General features: G+C 67.8%; 19 protein-coding genes, 1 tRNA gene and 1 pseudogene. 12 read left to right on the top strand and 9 right to left on the bottom strand.

Going from position 1 to position 18437, the window contains the following annotated elements:
- Positions 1 to 18: 18 nt before the first annotated feature.
- A complete protein-coding gene (locus DIE16_RS29660) occupies positions 19 to 1698 on the bottom strand; it encodes a nitrite/sulfite reductase (RefSeq protein ID WP_044845617.1) in 1680 nt (559 codons plus the stop codon).
- A 217-nt stretch (positions 1699 to 1915) separates the two neighbouring features.
- Here DIE16_RS29660 and DIE16_RS29655 point away from each other — a divergent pair, with 217 nt between their 5' ends.
- The 4 genes from DIE16_RS29655 to DIE16_RS36790 all read left to right on the top strand — a co-directional run bounded on the left by DIE16_RS29655 (position 1916) and on the right by DIE16_RS36790 (position 4592).
- Positions 1916 to 2857, top strand: coding sequence for a CysB family HTH-type transcriptional regulator (locus DIE16_RS29655; protein WP_009689198.1), 942 nt, complete (start codon positions 1916 to 1918; stop codon positions 2855 to 2857).
- A gap of 64 nt (positions 2858 to 2921) precedes the next feature.
- Positions 2922 to 4079: an ABC transporter substrate-binding protein gene (locus DIE16_RS29650; RefSeq protein WP_124893948.1), complete on the top strand. Its 1158-nt coding sequence runs from the start codon at positions 2922 to 2924 to the stop codon at positions 4077 to 4079.
- 105 nt (positions 4080 to 4184) lie between these two features.
- Positions 4185 to 4269, top strand: a tRNA-Leu gene (locus DIE16_RS29645).
- 152 nt (positions 4270 to 4421) lie between these two features.
- Positions 4422 to 4592 (top strand): hypothetical protein, encoded by a 171-nt coding sequence (locus DIE16_RS36790; protein ID WP_185500424.1) that lies wholly within the window; start codon positions 4422 to 4424, stop codon positions 4590 to 4592.
- A 28-nt stretch (positions 4593 to 4620) separates the two neighbouring features.
- On the opposite strand, the gene DIE16_RS29640 is transcribed toward DIE16_RS36790, so the two are convergent.
- The gene (locus DIE16_RS29640) at positions 4621 to 5523 is read right to left on the bottom strand and encodes a LysR family transcriptional regulator (protein ID WP_124893947.1); all 903 of its coding nucleotides are present in this window, start codon (positions 5521 to 5523) and stop codon (positions 4621 to 4623) included.
- Positions 5524 to 5642: 119 nt separating this feature from the next.
- On the opposite strand from DIE16_RS29640, the gene DIE16_RS29635 reads away from it, so the two are divergent.
- A complete protein-coding gene (locus DIE16_RS29635; protein ID WP_124488479.1) occupies positions 5643 to 6380 on the top strand; it encodes an SDR family oxidoreductase in 738 nt (245 codons plus the stop codon).
- A 43-nt stretch (positions 6381 to 6423) separates the two neighbouring features.
- The gene (locus DIE16_RS29630) at positions 6424 to 7323 is read left to right on the top strand and encodes an SDR family oxidoreductase (protein WP_124488480.1); all 900 of its coding nucleotides are present in this window, start codon (positions 6424 to 6426) and stop codon (positions 7321 to 7323) included.
- A 31-nt stretch (positions 7324 to 7354) separates the two neighbouring features.
- Here DIE16_RS29630 and DIE16_RS29625 read toward each other — a convergent pair whose 3' ends face one another.
- Positions 7355 to 8245 carry an alpha/beta fold hydrolase gene (locus DIE16_RS29625; protein ID WP_124893946.1) on the bottom strand — a complete coding sequence of 297 codons (891 nt, stop codon included), beginning with the start codon at positions 8243 to 8245 and terminating at the stop codon, positions 7355 to 7357.
- A 105-nt stretch (positions 8246 to 8350) separates the two neighbouring features.
- Here DIE16_RS29625 and DIE16_RS29620 point away from each other — a divergent pair, with 105 nt between their 5' ends.
- Positions 8351 to 9238, top strand: coding sequence for a LysR family transcriptional regulator (locus tag DIE16_RS29620; RefSeq protein WP_124893945.1), 888 nt, complete (start codon positions 8351 to 8353; stop codon positions 9236 to 9238).
- A 128-nt stretch (positions 9239 to 9366) separates the two neighbouring features.
- Here the strand turns inward: DIE16_RS29620 and DIE16_RS29615 are convergent, their stop codons facing one another.
- From DIE16_RS29615 to DIE16_RS29605, 3 genes are all read right to left on the bottom strand, one after another.
- Complete coding sequence (locus tag DIE16_RS29615; protein WP_124488483.1) at positions 9367 to 10296, bottom strand: LysR family transcriptional regulator; 930 nt, start codon at positions 10294 to 10296, stop codon at positions 9367 to 9369.
- 189 nt (positions 10297 to 10485) lie between these two features.
- Positions 10486 to 11259 carry an SDR family oxidoreductase gene (locus tag DIE16_RS29610; protein WP_044845613.1) on the bottom strand — a complete coding sequence of 258 codons (774 nt, stop codon included), beginning with the start codon at positions 11257 to 11259 and terminating at the stop codon, positions 10486 to 10488.
- Between the two features lie 192 nt (positions 11260 to 11451).
- The gene (locus tag DIE16_RS29605; protein WP_124893944.1) at positions 11452 to 11952 is read right to left on the bottom strand and encodes a DinB family protein; all 501 of its coding nucleotides are present in this window, start codon (positions 11950 to 11952) and stop codon (positions 11452 to 11454) included.
- Positions 11953 to 12162: 210 nt separating this feature from the next.
- Between DIE16_RS29605 and DIE16_RS29600 the strand changes: the two genes are divergently transcribed.
- Positions 12163 to 12879, top strand: a complete 717-nt coding sequence (locus DIE16_RS29600; protein WP_124572192.1) for a pseudouridine synthase — start codon at positions 12163 to 12165, stop codon at positions 12877 to 12879.
- Between the two features lie 105 nt (positions 12880 to 12984).
- Complete coding sequence (locus tag DIE16_RS29595) at positions 12985 to 13173, top strand: hypothetical protein (RefSeq protein WP_044845610.1); 189 nt, start codon at positions 12985 to 12987, stop codon at positions 13171 to 13173.
- Here DIE16_RS29595 and DIE16_RS29590 read toward each other — a convergent pair.
- Complete coding sequence (locus tag DIE16_RS29590) at positions 13156 to 14193, bottom strand: NAD-dependent epimerase/dehydratase family protein (protein ID WP_124893943.1); 1038 nt, start codon at positions 14191 to 14193, stop codon at positions 13156 to 13158. The genes DIE16_RS29595 and DIE16_RS29590 overlap by 18 nt on opposite strands.
- A 106-nt stretch (positions 14194 to 14299) precedes the next feature.
- Here DIE16_RS29590 and DIE16_RS29585 point away from each other — a divergent pair, with 106 nt between their 5' ends.
- The 3 genes from DIE16_RS29585 (at position 14300) to DIE16_RS29575 (ending at position 17281) form a co-directional block, all read left to right on the top strand.
- Positions 14300 to 15331, top strand: a complete 1032-nt coding sequence (locus DIE16_RS29585; RefSeq protein ID WP_044845608.1) for a CDP-6-deoxy-delta-3,4-glucoseen reductase — start codon at positions 14300 to 14302, stop codon at positions 15329 to 15331.
- A 296-nt stretch (positions 15332 to 15627) separates the two neighbouring features.
- Complete coding sequence (locus tag DIE16_RS29580; RefSeq protein ID WP_044845607.1) at positions 15628 to 16812, top strand: acetylornithine transaminase; 1185 nt, start codon at positions 15628 to 15630, stop codon at positions 16810 to 16812.
- 13 nt (positions 16813 to 16825) lie between these two features.
- Positions 16826 to 17281, top strand: a complete 456-nt coding sequence (locus DIE16_RS29575) for a GNAT family acetyltransferase (RefSeq protein WP_124521518.1) — start codon at positions 16826 to 16828, stop codon at positions 17279 to 17281.
- A gap of 21 nt (positions 17282 to 17302) precedes the next feature.
- On the opposite strand, the gene DIE16_RS29570 is transcribed toward DIE16_RS29575, so the two are convergent.
- Both DIE16_RS29570 and DIE16_RS29565 read right to left on the bottom strand, forming a co-directional pair.
- The gene (locus DIE16_RS29570) at positions 17303 to 17974 is read right to left on the bottom strand and encodes a DUF2278 family protein (protein WP_124521516.1); all 672 of its coding nucleotides are present in this window, start codon (positions 17972 to 17974) and stop codon (positions 17303 to 17305) included.
- 265 nt (positions 17975 to 18239) lie between these two features.
- Positions 18240 to 18437: pseudogene (locus tag DIE16_RS29565) on the bottom strand (ABC transporter ATP-binding protein); the annotation flags it as partial.

Raw genomic sequence — 18437 nt, 5'->3', positions numbered from 1 at the left:
TTCCTTCTACCCGGTTGGTTACGCGTTGACTGCCTGGCGCGCCGCATACACGCGCTCCTTGAACGGAGCGATGCCGATGCGGTCGTACGTGTCGATGAAGCGCTCGCCGTCGATGCGTGCCTCGACGAACGTGTCGATCAGCTTCGCGATCACGCCCGGCACTTCCTCCGCGGAGAACGACGGCCCGATCACGCGGCCGAGGCGCGCGCCGTTGCGGCCCGTGCCCTGCTCGCCGCCGAGCGACACCTGGTACCACTCGGCACCGTCCTTGTCGACGCCGAGGATGCCGATGTTGCCCACGTGATGATGACCGCACGAGTTCATGCAACCGGAAATGTTCAGCGACAGGTCGCCGAGATCGTACACGTAGTCCAGATCTTCGAAACGCTGCTGGATCGCCAGCGCGATCGGGATCGACTTCGCGTTCGCGAGCGAGCAGAAATCGCCGCCCGGGCACGCGATGATGTCGGTCAGCAGGCCGACGTTCGGCGTCGCGAAGCTGGCCGCCTTCGCCTTTTCCCACACCGTGAACAGGTCGCGCTTCTTCACGTTCGCGAGGATCAGGTTCTGCTCGTGCGACACGCGCAGTTCGCCAAGCGAGTACGCGTCTGCCCAGTCGGCCACCAGGTCCATCTGCGCGTCGGTCGCGTCGCCCGGGGCGACGCGGTGGTCCTTCAGCGACAGCGTGACCGCGGCATAGCCCGGCACCTTGTGCGGCGCGACGTTGCGCTCGACCCAGCGCGCGAACGCCTTGTTCTCGAGCAGGTGCTGTTCGAACGACGCGTCGGTGTCGGCCAGCTTCTCGTAGACGGGCGGCTGGAAGTACTGCGACACGCGGTCGACTTCCGCCTGCGTGAGCGTCGACGGGCCGTCCTTCAGGTGCTGCCACTCTTCCTCGACCTGCTGCGCGAACTTCGCGGGCGACAGCGCCTTCACGAGGATCTTGATACGCGCCTTGTACAGGTTGTCGCGGCGGCCGTAGCGGTTGTATACGCGCAGCACGGCTTCGCAATAGGTGAGCAGGTGCTGCCACGGCAGGTCTTCCTTGATCACCGCGCCGATGATCGGCGTACGGCCGAGGCCGCCGCCCGCGAGGATGCTCGCGACCACCTCGCCCTGCGCGTTCTTCTTCAGGTACACGCCGAGATCGTGGATCTGCACGGCCGCGCGGTCGTGCGTCGAGCCCGACACCGCGATCTTGAACTTGCGCGGCAGCCACGCGAATTCGGGATGGAACGTCGACCACTGGCGCAGGATTTCCGACCACGGACGCGGATCGATTTCCTCGTCCTGGGCGACGCCCGCGAACTGGTCCGCCGTGATGTTGCGGATGCAGTTGCCCGAGGTCTGGATGCCGTGCATCTGCACCGACGCGAGCTTCGCGAGGATCTCCGGCGTTTCCTCGAGCTGGATCCAGTTGAACTGGATGTTCGAGCGGGTCGAGAAGTGGCCGTAGCCGCGGTCGTGTTCGCGGGCGATGCGCGCCAGCATCCGCAGTTGGTCGCTGCGCAGGTTGCCGTACGGAATCGCGATGCGGTGCATGTACGCGTGGCGCTGCATGTACAGGCCGTTCTGCAGGCGCAGCGGACGGAATTCTTCTTCGCTCAACTCGCCCGACAGCCGGCGGCGCACCTGATCGCGGTACTGCGCGACACGCTCGTCGACGATCGTCTGGTCGTATTGGTCGTACTGATACATTCGGGGACCCCAGGGGTTTTCGTGGTGACCGCGCGACGTCCTAGCCACGTCGCGCCCGAATCTCCGTTCCGCCGCCATCGCCGGCCTTGCGCGGCCCGGCTGGATTGCTAATGACGAAAACAGATATCCATATTTGAAAAACTCCGGTGAATCGTAATAAACTCGCCTTATATTTCAAACGACTAAAAAATTCTGTTGATATGCGGAAGGGTTATAAATGAACCTGCACCAATTTCGCTTCGTGCGCGAGGCCGTCCGGCAGAATTTCAACCTCACCGAGGCCGCCAAGGCGCTCTACACGTCGCAACCGGGGGTGTCGAAGGCGATCATCGAGCTCGAGGACGAGCTCGGCGTGGAGATCTTCACGCGGCACGGCAAGCGCGTGCGCTCGCTCACCGAGCCGGGCAGGATCATCCTCGCATCGGTCGAGCGGATCCTGCAGGAAGTTGAAAGCCTTAAAAGGGTCGGAAAAGATTACGCGGCGCAGGATCAGGGCAACCTGACGATCGCCGCCACCCACACGCAGGCCCGCTACTCGCTGCCGGCCGCGATCGCCGAGTTCAAGAAGCGCTTCCCGAAGGTGCACCTGTCGATCCTGCAGGGCAGCCCGACGCAGGTCGCCGAGATGGTGATCCACGACCAGGCCGATCTCGCGATCGCGACCGAGGCGATCGCCGACTACAAGGAACTCGTGTCGCTGCCCTGCTTCCAGTGGCATCACGCGGCCGTGGTGCCGGCCGACCATCCGCTACTCGAACGCAAGCCGGTCACGCTGGACGATCTCGCGCAGTACCCGCTGATCACGTACGACGACGCGTTCGCCGGCCGCAAGAAGATCAATCATGCGTTCGCGCTGCGCGGGCTGTCGCCGGACATCGTGCTGGAGGCGATCGACGCCGACGTGATCAAGACCTACGTCGAACTCGGCCTGGGCGTCGGGATCATGGCCGACATCGCATTCAACCCGGAGCGCGACCGCAACCTGCGGCTGATTCCGGTCGGCCACCTGTTCGGCAGCAACGTGACGCGTGTCGCGCTCAAGCAGGGCGCCTATTTGCGCAGCTATGTGTATACGCTCGTCGAGCTGCTGTCGCCGACGCTGAACCGCAAGCTGATCGAGCAGGCGCTCAAGGGCGAATCCGAATCGTACGAGCTTTGACAGACAGGTATAACGACAGGGGCGCAAATCGCGCCCCTTTTTATTGCCCGACGGAGATTTCCGCATGACGCTTCCCGCCCTGTTGCGCCGCGCCGCCGGCGCCGCCCTCGTGCTCGCCTGCGCGGCCGCGCATGCCGACCTGAAGGTCGGCGTCGACCTGTCGTCGACCGGCCCGGCCGCCGCGATCGGCATCACCAGCAAGAACGCAATCCTGATGTGGCCGAAGACGATCGCCGGGCAGCCGGTGCAGGTGACGGTGCTCGACGACGCGTCCGACCCGGGCGCGGCCGTGCGCAACATCCGCAAGCTGGTCGACGAGGATCGCGTCGACGTCGTGGTCGGGCCGAACATCACGCCGGCCGCGCTCGCGGCGCTCGACGCGGTAGCCGCCGCCCAGACGCCGATGATCACGCTGGTCGGCTCCGGCGCGATCGTCGAGCCGCAGGAAGGCGCGCGGACCTGGGCATTCAAGATGGCGCAGAGCGACAGCGCGATGGCCGACGTGATGACGCGCTACATGGCCAACCACGGTGTGAAGACGGTCGGCTTCATCGGCTTCGCGGACAGCTATGGCGACAGCTGGCTGAACGAATTCACGCGCTTCGCGGAAGTCCGCAAGATCCGCGTGATCGCGACGGAACGCTTCAACCGCACCGACGCGAGCGTCACCGGCCAGGCACTGAAGCTGATCGCCGCGAAGCCCGACGCGATCCTGATCGCCGGCTCGGGCACGCCGGCCGTGCTGCCGCAACGCACGCTGATCGAGCGCGGCTACAAGGGCGAGATCTACCAGACGCACGGGATCGCCACGCCGGAATTCATCAAGCTCGGCGGCAAGGACGTCGACGGGACGCTGTTCCCGACCCAGCCGGTGGTCGTCGCGCGCACGCTGCCTGCCGACCATCCGGCACGCAAGGCCGCGCTCGCGTTCGTCGATGCGTATGAAGCGAAATACGGCGCCGGCACGGTCACCCAGTTCGCGGGCGACGCGGCGGGCGTGTACCCGCGCCTCGCCGACGCGGTCGGCCGCGCGCTCAAGGCCGCGCAGCCCGGCACGCCGGGCTTCCGCGCGGCGCTGCGGCGCGAACTCGAACGCGCGCACGAACTCGTCGTGCCGAACGGCGTCGTCAACACCAGCGACAAGGATCACGTGGGGCTCGATCAGCGCGCGAGCGTGATGGGGATCGTGAAGCAGGGCCGATTCGTCTATCTGAGCCAGTAACGCACGGGCGGTCGCCGGACAGCTTGCCCGGTGCCCCGTTTTCCGCCATAATTCGCGCTTCGCCGCGCACAATCAGTACGAATCGCATGCGCGGCCAGGATCAAAGCCCAGGTGGTGAAATTGGTAGACGCAGGGGACTCAAAATCCCCCGCCGCAAGGCGTGCCGGTTCGATTCCGGCCCTGGGCACCAGTCTTTCGCAGCGTCAATGCGCTGCACTGTCGAAACCCGCGCAAGCTCGCCGCTTCGCGGGTTTTTTGTTTGTTGCGCGCGCCACGCACGCCGCAACGCACGCCCTTGCCCGGCGGTCCAAGCATCAGGACACGCAAGCACGGAGGCCGCTCATGTCCACGCGCGTCTTCTTTTCGAGCCCGATCCGCCGCTGCGTGCTTGCCGCGCTGTTGTCGATCATGCTGGGCGGATGCGACCTGCTGCGCGAGCCGCCCGTGCCCGACTGGCCAGGGCCGCACGCGCCCTACCCGTTCCCGGACAGCATCCCGCACCGCACCGAGTGAACCGATGGCGCCCCGCCGCCCGACGCACTCAGGCCATCAACTCGCGGACGAACTCCAGAAACACCCGCACTTTCGCGGCAACGAGGTTCGACGCATGGTGATACGCATAAAGCGGGAACGTCTCGTCCGCCCATTCCGGCAGCAGCTGGACCAACCGCCCTTCGGCCAGGACGTCGCGGGCATAGAGTTCCAGCAGTTGCGCAATGCCGACGCCGCCAACGCACGCGCCGAGCAGCCCGCCGGTGTCATTCACCATCAGTCTGCCGGCGACGTCGACCGGCACGACTTCCTTGCCGCGATGAAATTCCCATTCGTACGGTCGCCCCGTCACCGGATCGCGAATCAGCACGCACCGGTGACCGGCCGCGAGATCCCGCGGGTGTCGCGGTTCGCCATGACGCGCGACGTACGCGGCCGACGCGCAGGTCAGCACGCGCGTCTCGAGCAGCAGTCGCGCACGATATGACGACGGCTCCGGGATGCCGAAGCGCACTGCCACATCGAATCCGTCGGCGACGAGGTCGCCCATCCGATCCCGCGCGCTGATCTCGACCGACAGGTCGGGAAAGCGGTCGAGGAATTCCGCCATCCGCGGCGCGAGCACGTAGTGGCCGAACGTGCCGTCCACGTTCACGCGCAGCCGCCCCCTCACGCGCGCCTTCGACTGGCCGGCGTCGAGCGCCGCCTCCTCGATGCCGGCCAGCAGCGGCGCGACCGCCTCGTAAAAGCGTCGCCCTTCGTCGGTCAACGTGATCGCACGCGCCGTCCGGTTGAAGATGCGGATGCCGACGCGTTGTTCCAGTCGGGCGACGGCGCGGCTCACTGCCGGTTGGGTCAGTCCCATCGCCTCGCCTGCCCGCGCGAAGGTGCCGGCCTCGATCACCGCGGAGAGCACGCCGATACCGCTGAGCAGCCTGCTGTCGAACCCCATAAGACATACTTCCAGTCATTCATTGACTGACCATTATTCATTATTTTTATTGATCGAAGAAGCCTACATTAGTCCTGTCGCCGGATGGAACGGCATTCAACCCTCATCAGGAGCAGGAAATGAGCACATCGGAACAGGTCGCCCTCGTCACAGGTTCGTCGCGCGGCATCGGTGCGGAAATCGCCCGCCAGCTCGCCCGGGACGGCTTCCGGGTCGTCGTCAACTATGCCGGCGGCGCCGGGCCGGCCCGCGAAGTCGTCGATGCGATCCTCGCCGACGGCGGCCATGCCGTCGCCGTGCAGGCGAACGTCGCCGACCCGGCGGCCGTGGCCGCGCTGTTCGACGCCGCCCACGAGGCATTCGGCGGCCTGGATGTGGTGGTCAATTCCGCGGGCGTGATGAAGCTGGCGGCGATCGCCGACTGCGACGATGCGCTCTTCGACGAAACAATCGCCATCAACGTGAAAGGCGCGTTCAACGTATGCCGCGAAGCGGCAAGGCGCGTGCGCGACGGCGGACGCATCATCAACCTGTCGACCAGCGTGATCGGCATGCGCATGCCGACTTACGGCGTGTACGTGGCAAGCAAGGCGGCGGTCGAAAGCCTCACGCAGGTACTCGCGCAGGAAATGCGCGGGCGCGGTGTCCGCGTGAACGCCGTCGCGCCGGGGCCGGTCGCCACCGAACTGTTCCTGCAGGGCAAGAGCCCCGAGCTGGTCGATCGGCTCGCGAAGCTGAACCCGCTCGAGCGGCTGGGCCAGCCCGACGACATCGCGCGCGTCGTCGCCTTCCTCGCCAGCCCGGACGGCGCGTGGATCAACGGCCAGATCCTCCGCGCCAACGGCGGGATGTGCTGACGGACCGCTCGCAGCCGCCTCGCTTTCCTCCAGGAGATCGCTCATGAAGCAAGTTGTCCTCGTCACCGGCGCGTCCAGCGGCTTCGGCTTGCTGACGGCCCAGGCGCTCGCCCGCGCCGGTCACACGGTCTATGCATCGATGCGCGAGAGCGCCGGGCGCAATGCGCCGCGCGTCGCCGCCATCGCTGCCTATGCGCAGGAACACGGCGTCGACCTGCGCAGCCTCGAACTCGACGTCGGCGACGACGCATCGGTCGGCGCAGCAATCGACCGCGTGATCGCCGACAACGATCGTCTGGACGTCGTCATTCACAACGCCGGCCACATGGCGTTCGGGCCGGCCGAAGCATTCACGCCCGAGCAGCTCACGCAGCTCTACGACGTCAACGTCGTGTCGACCCAGCGCGTCAACCGCGCGGCGCTGCCGCACCTGCGCCGTCAGGGCCGCGGTCTGCTCGTGTGGGTTTCGTCGTCGTCGGCGCGCGGCGGCACCCCGCCATTCCTTGCCCCTTACTTCGCCGCGAAAGCCGCGATGGACTCGCTCGCGGTGTCCTACGCCGCCGAACTCGCCCGCTGGGGTATCGAAACATCGATCGTCGTGCCGGGCGCGTTCACCCGCGGCACGAATCACTTCCTCCATGCGGGCAAGCCGGCCGATACCGCCGTGCAGGCTGCCTACGACAGCGGGCCGTACGCGGGCGTCGCCGATCAGGCGTTGAGCGGCCTCGCCGCGCTTGAACCGGCGGACGCCGACGCCGGCGCCGTCGCGACGGCGATTGTCGAGCTCGTCGCGGCGCAGCCCGGCAAGCGCCCCTACCGCGTATTCGTCGATCCGTCGCAGGACGGCGCGGAGGAAGTGTTCCGCATCGGCGATCGAATCCGCCGCGAAATGTTCAGGAATATCGGGCTCGCCGATCTGCTCGCGCCCCGGGTCGGCGGTTGAGCGCCGTTTGCGCGCCGCGCCGGCCGGCCCGTCAACCGCGCTCGCAGAACCGCAGAATCGCGTCGGCAACGGCCGCCGGCGCCTCGCGCTGCGGAAAATGCCCGACGCCGTCCAGCACGACGCGCTCGTAGCGGCCGGTGAAGAACCGCTCGCGCCCGGCCGAAGTCTCGGGCCCGTTGCAGGCGTCCGCGCCGCCGTGCAGCACGAGCGTCGGCACCGACAGCACCGGTGCGGGTGTCAGTTGCGCGTCGTCTTCCGCATACGCGGCCCCGCCGTCGACGAATCCCCAGCGATAACGGTACGAGTGCAGCACCACGTCGATCCAGTCCGGGCCGTCGAAGGCAGTCGCGGCCGCGTCGAAGTCGCGGGCGTCGTACCAGCCGGCCGGCGACCACGTATCCCACATCAGGCGCGCGAACGCCCGGCGATCGTCGCGCAGCGCCTGCTCCCCGCGCGGCGTCGCCAGGAACCAGTGGTACCAGTAGTTGCGCGCCTGCGGCAGCGACAACGGCTGGGCCGGGTCGTTCGTGCCGTATCCCACCGACAGCATCACCAGATGCGAGGCCGCGCCGTCGCGCAACCCGCACGCGTTCGCAACCGCGCGCGCACCCCAGTCGTGCCCGACCAGCACGGGCCGCTCGATGCCGAGCGCGTCGATGAATTCGAGCAAGTCGCGGCCAAGCGCCGCGAGCCGGCCGCTGCGCGGCGTCGCGGGATCGCGAAAGCGGGTCGGCGCGAAACCGCGCAGCGCGGGCGCGAGCACGCGGTAGCCGCGTGCGGCCAGCGTTCGAGCCACGGCCTCCCAGCCGACCGGGCTGTCCGGCCAGCCGTGCAGCAGCACGGCCACGCGTTCGCCGCGCGGGTTCCATTCGAGATAGGCGAGTTCGAGCGACGCGGTCGTCGCATAGCGGTAAGCGGTCATGTGCACTCCGGTTGGTCAGCCTGAATGCCCGATGGTAGGCCCGTCTCTCATCACGATTCGCGGCGTATCATGACTAATTCTTCAAGTATCGTGGTGAATCAACCGATGGAACCGCTGACCGATCCCGCGTCGACCGCGCTCGACATCGCGCTGTTGCGTACCTTCCTCGAAGTCGTCGACAGCCACGGCTTCGCGCCGGCCGCGGAGCGCCTCGCGCTGACGCCGTCCGCGGTCAGCGGCCACATCAAGCGGCTCGAGCAGGCGGCCGGCACGGTGCTGCTCGCGCGCACGACGCGCCGCATCGCGCTCACGCCGGCCGGCGACACGCTGTACGCGTACGCGCGCAACATCGTCGACATGGAGCGCGAAGTGCGCGCGAGGCTGCGCGGCGCGCCGGCGCACGCGCGATTGCGGGTCGGCGCGTCGGAGGATTTCGCGGGCGCATGGCTGCCGCAAGTGCTGCGCACGTTTCGCGACAGCCATCCGCGCACGTCGATCGAACTGAAGGTCGGGATCACCGCGGCGCTGCTGCGCGAGCAGACGCTGGGCCGGCTCGACGTCGTGTTCGGCAAGCAATGCAGGCAGGTCGACGCGCCGGGCGAACTGCTGTGGGAAGAACCACTGGTATGGGCGTTCGCGTCGGATATGGCAATCGACACCGAAGGCGAAGTGCCGCTCGCGCTGTTTCCGGAGCCGTGCGTGTACCGGGAAGCCGCGGTGTCCTCGCTCGCGGCCGCGCTGCGGCCCTTTCGCGTGCTGTTCGAAAGCGCCAGCATGGCCGGCTGCATATCGGCCGCGCTCGCCGGCTTCGCGGTCACGGCGCTCGCACGCAGCCAGTTGCGCGACGGCCTGCGCACGTGCGGGGCGAATGACGGCCTGCCGGCGTTGCCGGCCGCGTGCTTTTACGCGTTCGCGTCGAAGCCCGACGGCGCCTGCGCCGCGCTGATCGACGCGGTGCGGACGACCGGGCGCACGCGGCAGTTCGCCGCCTGAGTGCACGCGACGCGATGGCCGCACGTGCCGGACATACCCGCGCATGCCGCGTCGCACCGACGCCGATCGATCGGCGTCACCGGCCGGCGAATGGCGGGCGGCCCGCAGTTGCGGCCACGACGCCGCTTTCAGTCGCCGCTGCCGGCCGCGCCCGTGTCGTTCAATGCATCCGCCATCAACGCCCCGAACCATTCGACGAATGCGTTGAGCCGCCTCGACCGGTGCCGCCGATGCGGATATACGGCCGACACGTCCATCGGCGCGGCCCGATGGCCGGGCATCACCTCGACCAGCGCCCCGCTGTCGAGCAGATGCACGACGTCGAAGCGCGGAATCTGGATCAGCCCCATGCCTGCGATGCAGCTCGCGATATAGGTTTCAGCGTTGTTGACGATCACGCGGCTCGGCAGCGTCAGCGTATGCCGCCCGCCGTCCGCGCAGTATTCCCAGCCGAGCTCGCGGCCGGTCGTCGGCGACGCATAGCCGATCGCCCAGTGCCCGTGCGCAAGCGCATCGGGATGCTCGGGCACGCCGCATTCGCGCAGGTAGTCGGGGCTCGCGCAGTTGATCAGCGCGAACTGCCCGAGCGGCCGCACGACGAGGCTGCTGTCCGCGAGCCGCCCGACCCGGATCGCGCAGTCGACACCCTCCTGCACGAGATCGATCGAGCGGTCGGTCGAGCCGAGCGACAGTTGCAGCTTCGGGTAGCGGCGAAACAGCGACGGCAGCGCGGGGGCGATCACGCGGCGCGCGATGCGGCTCGGCGCATCGACGTTCAGCCGCCCGATCACGTCGCGATCGCGACGCCGGAACAGCCGGTCGAGCTCGTCGGCTTCCGCGAGCAGGCGCCGGCCACGCTCCAGCAGCAGCGCGCCGTCCGCAGTCAGCTGGACCTGCCGCGTCGTACGGTGCAACAGGCGCGTGCCGAGCGCGGTCTCGAGCTGCTGGACGGCGGCCGACACGGTCGCGCGCGGCACGTCGAGCGCGTGGGCGGCCTTGATGAAGCTGCCCATCTCGGCAACCTGAAGGAAGATTCTGACCTGATCCAGCTTGTCCATCGGCAGGCAGAGAACGTGGGTTCGGACGACCGCGGCCGGCAGGCGCCGCGCGTCGCGGCCGATTCCGGCGGCACAGATGAAACGGGCGCGCGGCGTTGTGTCCGCGCGCCCGTCCATTGTCCATGCAAACGGTCCATTGCGGGTCGCCGCGCACACGACGACCGCCGGCACGGCCCGTTACCGCGTCGGTTACTTGGTCGTATAGCCGCCGTTGATCAGGATCGTCTGCCCGGTGATCCACCAGCCGTCGGTCACGAGATGACGGATGAACGGCACGACGTCCTCGATGTCGGTGAGGCCCGTCTTGCTGAACGGCGACAGCGCGGCGGCCGTCTTGTGATACGCGACCGCGTCGGCGCCTTCGGCCGGGTAGAAGAACGGCGTATCCATCGGGCCGGGCCCGACCGCCGTCACCGAGATGCCGCGCGCGCCGTACTCCTTCGACGCCGCGCGCGTGAAGTGCTCGACCGGCGCCTTCGATCCTTCGTAGGCCGCATAGAACGGCGTGAACGCGCCGAGCAGCGACGTCACGAGCGTGACGAGCTTGCCGTGATCCTCGAGGTGCCGCCCCGCTTCCTTGATGAAGAAGAACGCCGACTTGCTGTTCACCGCGAACATCTCGTCGTACTCGGCCTCGGTGATTTCGGTGAACGGCTTCTTCAGCACCTTGCCGACGGTATTGATCGCGATGTCGATCTTGCCGAAGCGCTGCTTCGCATCGCCGAACAGCTTCTCGACCGCGGCGGCCGTCGTCAGGTCGGCCTGGAACGTCGCGGCTTCCGCGCCGGCCGCGCGCACGGCAGCGGCCGTCTCTTCGGCCTGCGCCTGCGATGCCGCGCTGTTGTAGTGAATCGCCACCGCCTTCGCGCCGTGGCCGGCCAGGTCCCGGGCGATCAGCCCGCCGAGATTCTTGGCGCCGCCTGCGATCAGGACGACCTTGTCTGCGAGCGTATGAGTAGCCACGGTTGACTCCTGTTTGCGTTGAATGAAGCTAGGAGTGTAGGCACGCGCGACGTGCCGGTCAGCCGGGCACGGCTGGATGAATTATCCAGAAAAACGATCCAATCAGGCATCCGGAACGGTGGGCTGCCCCACCGACGAACGCGACGAAATCCGCTCGACGCGACACGATGCACGGCCGCCGGGCCGTACGGTTCAGCGCGCGTACAGCGCGGCGTCGATCTTGCCAAGCAGCCACTGCATGCCGGCCAGATGCTGCTGGTCGTGGCTGCACAGGTAATGGACGAGACCGCGCACGGTCAGCGCGCCGTAGCCTTCGAACTCGCCGGTGCGCGCAAACTGCCCGGGCGTGAGGCGCGACACGAGGTTGAGCGTCTCGCGCCGCGCGTCGCGAATCGCCGCGAGCACGTCGGACGCGTACGCGGCGTCGTAGCGGCGCTCGAGCGCGAGCGCATCGCCGTCGACCGACACGAGCAGTGGGTGATCTTCGTCGAGCATCCGCCGCAGCCGCACGTGGTAGCCGTCGATTTCGATGTCGCGCACGTGGCAGAGCTGCCCGAGCGGCGAGAAATGCTCGCTCGGGATCCCGCTCCAGTCGTCGGGGGTCCAGCGCGCGTAGCCGTCCGGCACGGCGGCGAAATGGGCTTCGAGCTGACGGGGGAAATCGGCGAGTGCATCGAGCGTCGTCGGATTCATGCGGCGAACTCCGTGTCGGATGGAGACGGCGATAGCCCGGGTACGGGCGTGCCGCCGTCGTGGCGCGACTTCACGCTGAAGCCGTACGCCCCTTGCATGCGACGTCCACTTTCCGTGAAGAACAAACGTGCGGCGCGGCGCTCCGGCAGCTTACCAGCGCGGGCGGGTTCGTGCCGGTGCCGGCGCGTGGCTTGATAGAATGCGCGCGCTATGGATCTCGAAAGCATTCTCTACACGCAGGGCTTCGGCTCGCGCCGCCAGTGCCGCGGCCTGATCGAAACGGGCCGCGTCACCGTCGCGGGCGCGAGCGCGACCGACCCCGACGCGTCGTTCGACACCGACGGCCTCGTGTTCACGGTCGACGACACCGCGTGGCCGTTCCACGCCCGCGCGTATCTCGCGCTCAACAAGCCGGCCGGCTACGAGTGTTCGCGCGAGCCGCAACACCACGCGAGCGTGTTCAGCCTGCTGCCCGCGCCGCTCGTCGCACGCGGCGTGCAGTGCGTCGGCCGCCTCGACCAGGACACGACGGGCCTGCTGCTGCTGTCCGACGACGGCCAGTTCGTGCACGCGTACACGTCGCCGAAGCGCAAGGTGCCGAAAACCTACGTCGCCACCGTGCGCCACCCGCTCGACGACGCCCAGCTGGACGCACTGCGCGCCGGCGTGCAGCTCCACGGCGAGCCGAAGCCGATCGCGGCGGTCGCCGCCGACGCGCGCGACACGCACGCGCTCGCGCTGACCGTCCTCGAAGGCAAATATCATCAGGTGAAACGCATGGTCGCGGCCGCGAGCAATCGCGTCGAGGCGCTGCACCGCGAAAGCATCGGAGGGTTCAGGCTGCCGGACGACCTGGCGCCGGGCGCGTGGCGCTGGCTCGGGGAAGACGACCTTTCAGCCCTGCGCAATCCCGTCAAAACCCTGTAAGGGAAAATCCGCACGATCGTTCGATGTCGGGCCGCGTCGCGGCCGCCCGATCCCCCGCTATACTGAAATCACAAGCTGTACGAGCAGCAATGCAGGGGAGACATCATGAACTTCAACCATTCTTTCGAACTGTCGTACGTGACGATCGCGTTCGCGGTCGTGGGTGCCATCGTGATCGGCGCGCTGCTGGCCATGATGCACATGAAGCACAAATACCATCCGAACCTGATCGGCGCGCTGATCGGCGCGCTGTTGTGCTTCCTGCTGATCGAGGCGTTACCGGCGCTGACCTGACGCGCCGCCCGGCGCGAGCGTTTGAAGGAATTCGTCTACGGTCGGATAGCGCAACGTCACGCACAATTCGGCCTTGAGCCGCGCATTGGACAGGCGCCGCGACTCGCGCATGAACGACAGGAGCGCCGGCTCGAGTTGCTGCTCGGCGTCCGCGCGGCTGATCCGCGGCGGCGGCGGCAGGCCGAACACCTGCGCGACCCGGTCGAAATACTCTCCCATCCGCAGTTCGCTGTCGTCCGACGCGTGCACGGCGCGCGCCGGCTTGCCCCGCACGGCCGCACGACGCAGGATCGCCGCGAGATCGTCGGCGTGGATGTGGTTCGTGTAGACGTCGTCGGCCGCGTCGAGTGCCGGCGTGCCGCGCTCGAGCCGCGCGAGCGGCAACCGGTTCGCCGCGTAGATGCCGGGAATGCGCACGATGCGCGCGGACAGCACGCCGCGCACCGTCGCCGCCCGCAGCTGACGCTCGGCCGAGACGCGCCGGAACGCGCGCGGATTCGCGGGGCGCAGCGGCTGCGTTTCGTCGATTCGGGCGCCGCCGCAGTCGCCGTAGACGCCCGTCGTGCTGGCGTAGACGAGCGTCGGCGCGCGAAGGGCGTCGGGTACAATACGCGCTTCCCGCACCGGCACGCCGGCCTGTCGGGTCGCGGCGCGCAGCGTGCGGAGCCGGCCGACCGACGACACCGCCGGTGCGGACGGCCGCCGCGCAGGCACGGACAATGCGGCGATCAGCGCACGGGTGCGGCGATCGTCGCGGCCGTCGGATTGCGGCGGCGCGAGATGCAGGATCGTGCGGGCGAGGCCCGCGATACGTCCGAGCGTCGCCCGGCGATCGAGGTCGCCGACGAGCGGCGTCGCGCCTGCCGCGCGCAGTTCGTCGCGGCGGCCCGGATGGCTCGTCAGCGCGACGATGCGCAGGTTGCGGCGCGCATCGCGCCATTGCGCGACGCAGCGCAGGCCGACGTCGCCGCAGCCGACGATCAGGACGCGCGGCCGGCGCAGGATTCGAGTCGCGATCATGTTGGTTGCGAAATCAGTAGCCACCGTTGCGCGGCGCGCAACGGGTTTGCATTGTAGCTGCCGTGCGCGATATGCACGGTCCCCACATTTTGTTCTATTTGGTTCTATGGCATTCAACGTTACTCTCAAGCAAAGCGGCCGGCAGTTCCAGGTCGAGTCGGACGAAACCGTGCTGGCGGCGGCGCTGCGCCAGAACGTCCATCTGCCGTACGGGTGCAAGAACGGCGCGTGCGGCTCCTGCAAGGGCCAGATCGTGTCGGGCCAGATCGAACAGGGCCCGCACGCCGCGTCGGCACTGTCCAACGACGAGCGCACGCGCGGCCTCGCGCTGCTGTGCTGCTCGAAGGCGCAATGCGACCTCGAGATCGACGTGCGTGAAATCGCCGGTGTCGACGGCGTGCAGGTGAAGAAGCTGCCGTGCCGGATCGCCGCGCTCGAGCGCCGCGCCGACGACGTGATGGTCGTGAAGCTGCAGCTGCCGGCCAACGAGCGCCTGCAATACCTCGCGGGCCAGTACGTCGAGTTCATCCTGAAGGACGGCTCGCGACGCAGCTACTCGATGGCGAACGCGCCGCACGAGGAAGGCCCGATCGAGCTGCACATCCGCCACATGCCGGGCGGCAAGTTCACCGACCACGTGTTCGGCGCGATGAAGGAACGCGACATCCTGCGCTTCGAAGGCCCGCTCGGCACGTTCTTCCTGCGCGAGGACTCCGACAAGCCGATCGTGCTGCTCGCATCGGGCACCGGCTTCGCGCCGATCAAGGCGATCGTCGAGCACGTGAAGCACCGGGGCATCACGCGTCCGATGACGCTCTACTGGGGCGCACGCCGCAAGAAGGACATCTACCTCGGCGAGCTCGCCGAGCAATGGGCGCGCGAGATCCCGAACTTCAAGTACGTGCCGGTGCTGTCCGAGCCGGACGACGCCGACCAGTGGACCGGCCGCACCGGCTTCGTCCATCGCGCGGTGATCGAGGACCTGCCCGATCTGTCGGGCCACCAGGTGTACGCATGCGGCGCGCCGGTGATGGTCGAATCCGCACAGCGCGACTTCACGCAGCACCACGCGCTGCCGGCCGACGAGTTCTACGCGGACTCGTTCACGAGCGCCGCCGATCTCGCGCATCCGGTCTGAGCACCGGACGCGCCCGCGCGCCCCGCTGCGCGCCGCCGTGTCACATCCGTGGCATCGCGGCGGTTTACAGTGGGGCGCGGGATGCCTTATGCTTGCGCACATGAACCGCTTCCTGTCCGCACTTCGACGTCGCCGCTCGCCGCTCCGCCCGGATGCCGCCGGCTCGTCACGGACTCGCGCGTAACCTACTCCTCCGCTTCACCGGTTACGCACAAGCTGTTCGACCCACCAGCCACGGCCTTCCGTGGCTTTTTTATTGCCCGCTTACCTTTCAACGTCCGCTGGAGTCTGCTGCCATGCCCCTGAACGATTACCCGATCGACTCGCTGATGTACATCACGAACCGCCCCGACATCGTGTTTACGCACGGCAAGGGTTCGTGGCTCTACGATCACACGGGCAAGCGCTATCTGGACTTCATTCAGGGCTGGGCCGTCAACAGCCTCGGCCACTGCAACGACGGCATCGTCGAAGCGCTGAAGACGCAGGCGGAGAAGCTGCTGAACCCGTCGCCCGCGTTCTACAACGAACCGATGGCGAAGCTCGCCGGCCTGCTCACGCAGCACAGCGTATTCGACAAGGTGTTCTTCACGAACAGCGGCGCGGAAGCGAACGAAGGCGCGATCAAGCTCGCGCGCAAGTGGGGCCGCAAGTTCAAGAACGGCGCGTACGAGATCATCACGTTCGACCACAGCTTCCACGGCCGCACGCTCGCGACGATGTCGGCCAGCGGCAAGCCGGGCTGGGACACGATCTACGCACCGCAGGTGCCGGGCTTCCCGAAGGCCGAGCTGAACGACATCAACTCCGTCGAGAAGCTGATCACCGACAAGACCGTCGCGGTGATGCTCGAGCCGATCCAGGGCGAAGGCGGCGTGATCCCGGCCACGCGTGAATTCATGCAGGCGCTGCGCGCGCTGACGAAGCAGCACGACCTGCTGCTGATCGTCGACGAAGTGCAAAGCGGGTGCGGCCGCGCGGGCACGCTGTTCGCGTACGAGCTGTCCGGCATCGAGCCGGACATCATGACGCTCGCGAAGGGCATCGGCGGCGGTGCACCGCTCGGCGCGCTGCTGTCGAAGGCCGACGTCGCGGTGTTCGAGGCCGGCGACCAGGGCGGCACGTACAACGGCAACCCGCTGATGACGGCGGTCGGCTATTCGGTGATCTCGCAGCTCGTCGCGCCCGGCTTCCTCGAAGGCGTGCGCGAGCGCGCCGAATACCTGAAGCGCAGGCTGCTCGAACTGTCGGAGGAACGCGGCTTCGAGGGCGAACGCGGCGAAGGCCTGCTGCGCGCGCTGCTGCTCGGCAAGGACATCGGCCCGCAGATCGTCGAGAAGGCCCGCGACATGCAGCCCGACGGCCTGCTGCTGAACGCTGCGCGCCCGAACCTGCTGCGCTTCATGCCCGCGCTGAACGTCACGACCGAGGAAATCGACCAGATGATGGCGATGCTGCGGTCGATCCTCGACACGCTCTAAGGAAACCACCGCGATGGATGCCGCCGCCGATGCTGTCGCGATCCGCCCGTTCGAACGCACCGACACCGATGCCGTGCTGGCCGTGTGGCGCGATGCGTTCCCGCAGTACGACGAAGCCGGCGCGCCGCCGCACCGCGATCCGCTGCGCTCGATCGAGCTGAAGCTCGCGACGCAGCCGGAGCTGTTCTTCGTCGCGACGTGCGGCGCGCGGGTCGTCGGCACGCTGATGGCGGGTTTCGACGGACATCGCGGCTGGCTCTACTCGTTCGGCGTGTCGAACGACGCGCGGCGGCTCGGCATCGGCCGCGCGCTGATCGCGCATGCGGAACGCGCGCTCGCCGCGCGCGGCTGCCTGAAGATCAACCTGCAGGTGCTGCCCGGCAACGACGATGCATGCCGCTTCTATGCGGCGCTCGGCTATCGCGTCGAGGAACGCATCTCGTTCGGCAAGACGCTGCCGGCCGCGTGACGCCGCCGGCAGCCGCCACGTTCAGCGCGTGATCGGCCCCGCGTCCGGCAGCGGATTGCCGAGCGCGTCGGTCGGCACGGCCTGCTGCTCGAACGCCGCGAAATACGCGGCCCACTGCGACTCGCTCACGCGCACGATCAACGCGCCGTCCTGCCACACGTCGTTGTGATCGTTGTGGTCGTTGCCCGCGCGATGCAGGTAGTTCGCGCCTGTCGAACCCTGGTTCATGTGCGTGTCGTGGATGCCGTTGCCCTCCCTATACGTGCGGCCGAACACGACGACGTCGAGCCCCTGCGACTGCGCGGCATTGACGAGTCGCAGCAGCGACGGGATCGGCTCCGCGTTCTCGGTGCCGTCCATCACCGCGCTGGCACGCCATGCGCCCGTCTCGTTCAGGATGTCGCTGCGCAGATAGTCGAGCGCCGGCAGCGCGGTTTGCCCGGTGAGATCGGTATAGCCTTCGGCCGCGGCCGCGAGCGTCGCCGTGACCGGATGATGGAAATCGTAGACGAGCTTGTAGTTCAGCAGGTCGTCCGCGTCGTTGGTGCCGACGTTGATCGCGACGTCCCAGTCGCCGGACGGCAATGCGAGCGTCAGGTGGATGTGATACTGGATCTCGCTGCCGTGTGGCGAGCCTTTCAGCTGCGCCACCGACGTCACCTTCGCCTTCACGAAACCGTAATCCAGACTCATGGGTGCTCTCCGTGTCCCGATGAACCGACCATGCTACGCAGCCTGCGTGACGGTTGGTGGACGGCAGGTAGCGGACGGCGTTCGTGCTACCGTGTCCCGCACCGCATGGTCGGCGTCACGGTCGAATGCATGGAGTCGCATCCGCGTGCGCAGTTCGCCGCCGGGCGCGCCGCACGAAAAAAAGGCTGTCACGGTATCCCGTGACAGCCTTTCGAAAGCCCTTGCGCGGCACGCCGGCATCCGCCGCCGCGCCGGGCCCGCTCATTTACTCACCCAGATACGCAGCCCGCACCTTCGGATCGTCGAGCATCTGCTTGGCGTCGCCTTCCATCGTGACCGTGCCGGAATCCATCACGTAGCCGCGGTCGGCCGCCTGCAGCGCGAGCCGCGCGTTCTGCTCGACCAGCAGCACCGTGATGCCCTCCTTCGAGATCTCGCGCACCACTTCGAAGATCTTCTCGAC

The sequence above is a fragment of the Burkholderia sp. Bp9090 genome (genome assembly GCF_003857985.1).
GTDB lineage: Bacteria > Pseudomonadota > Gammaproteobacteria > Burkholderiales > Burkholderiaceae > Burkholderia.
This window is presented reverse-complemented; position numbering and strand designations above follow the sequence as displayed.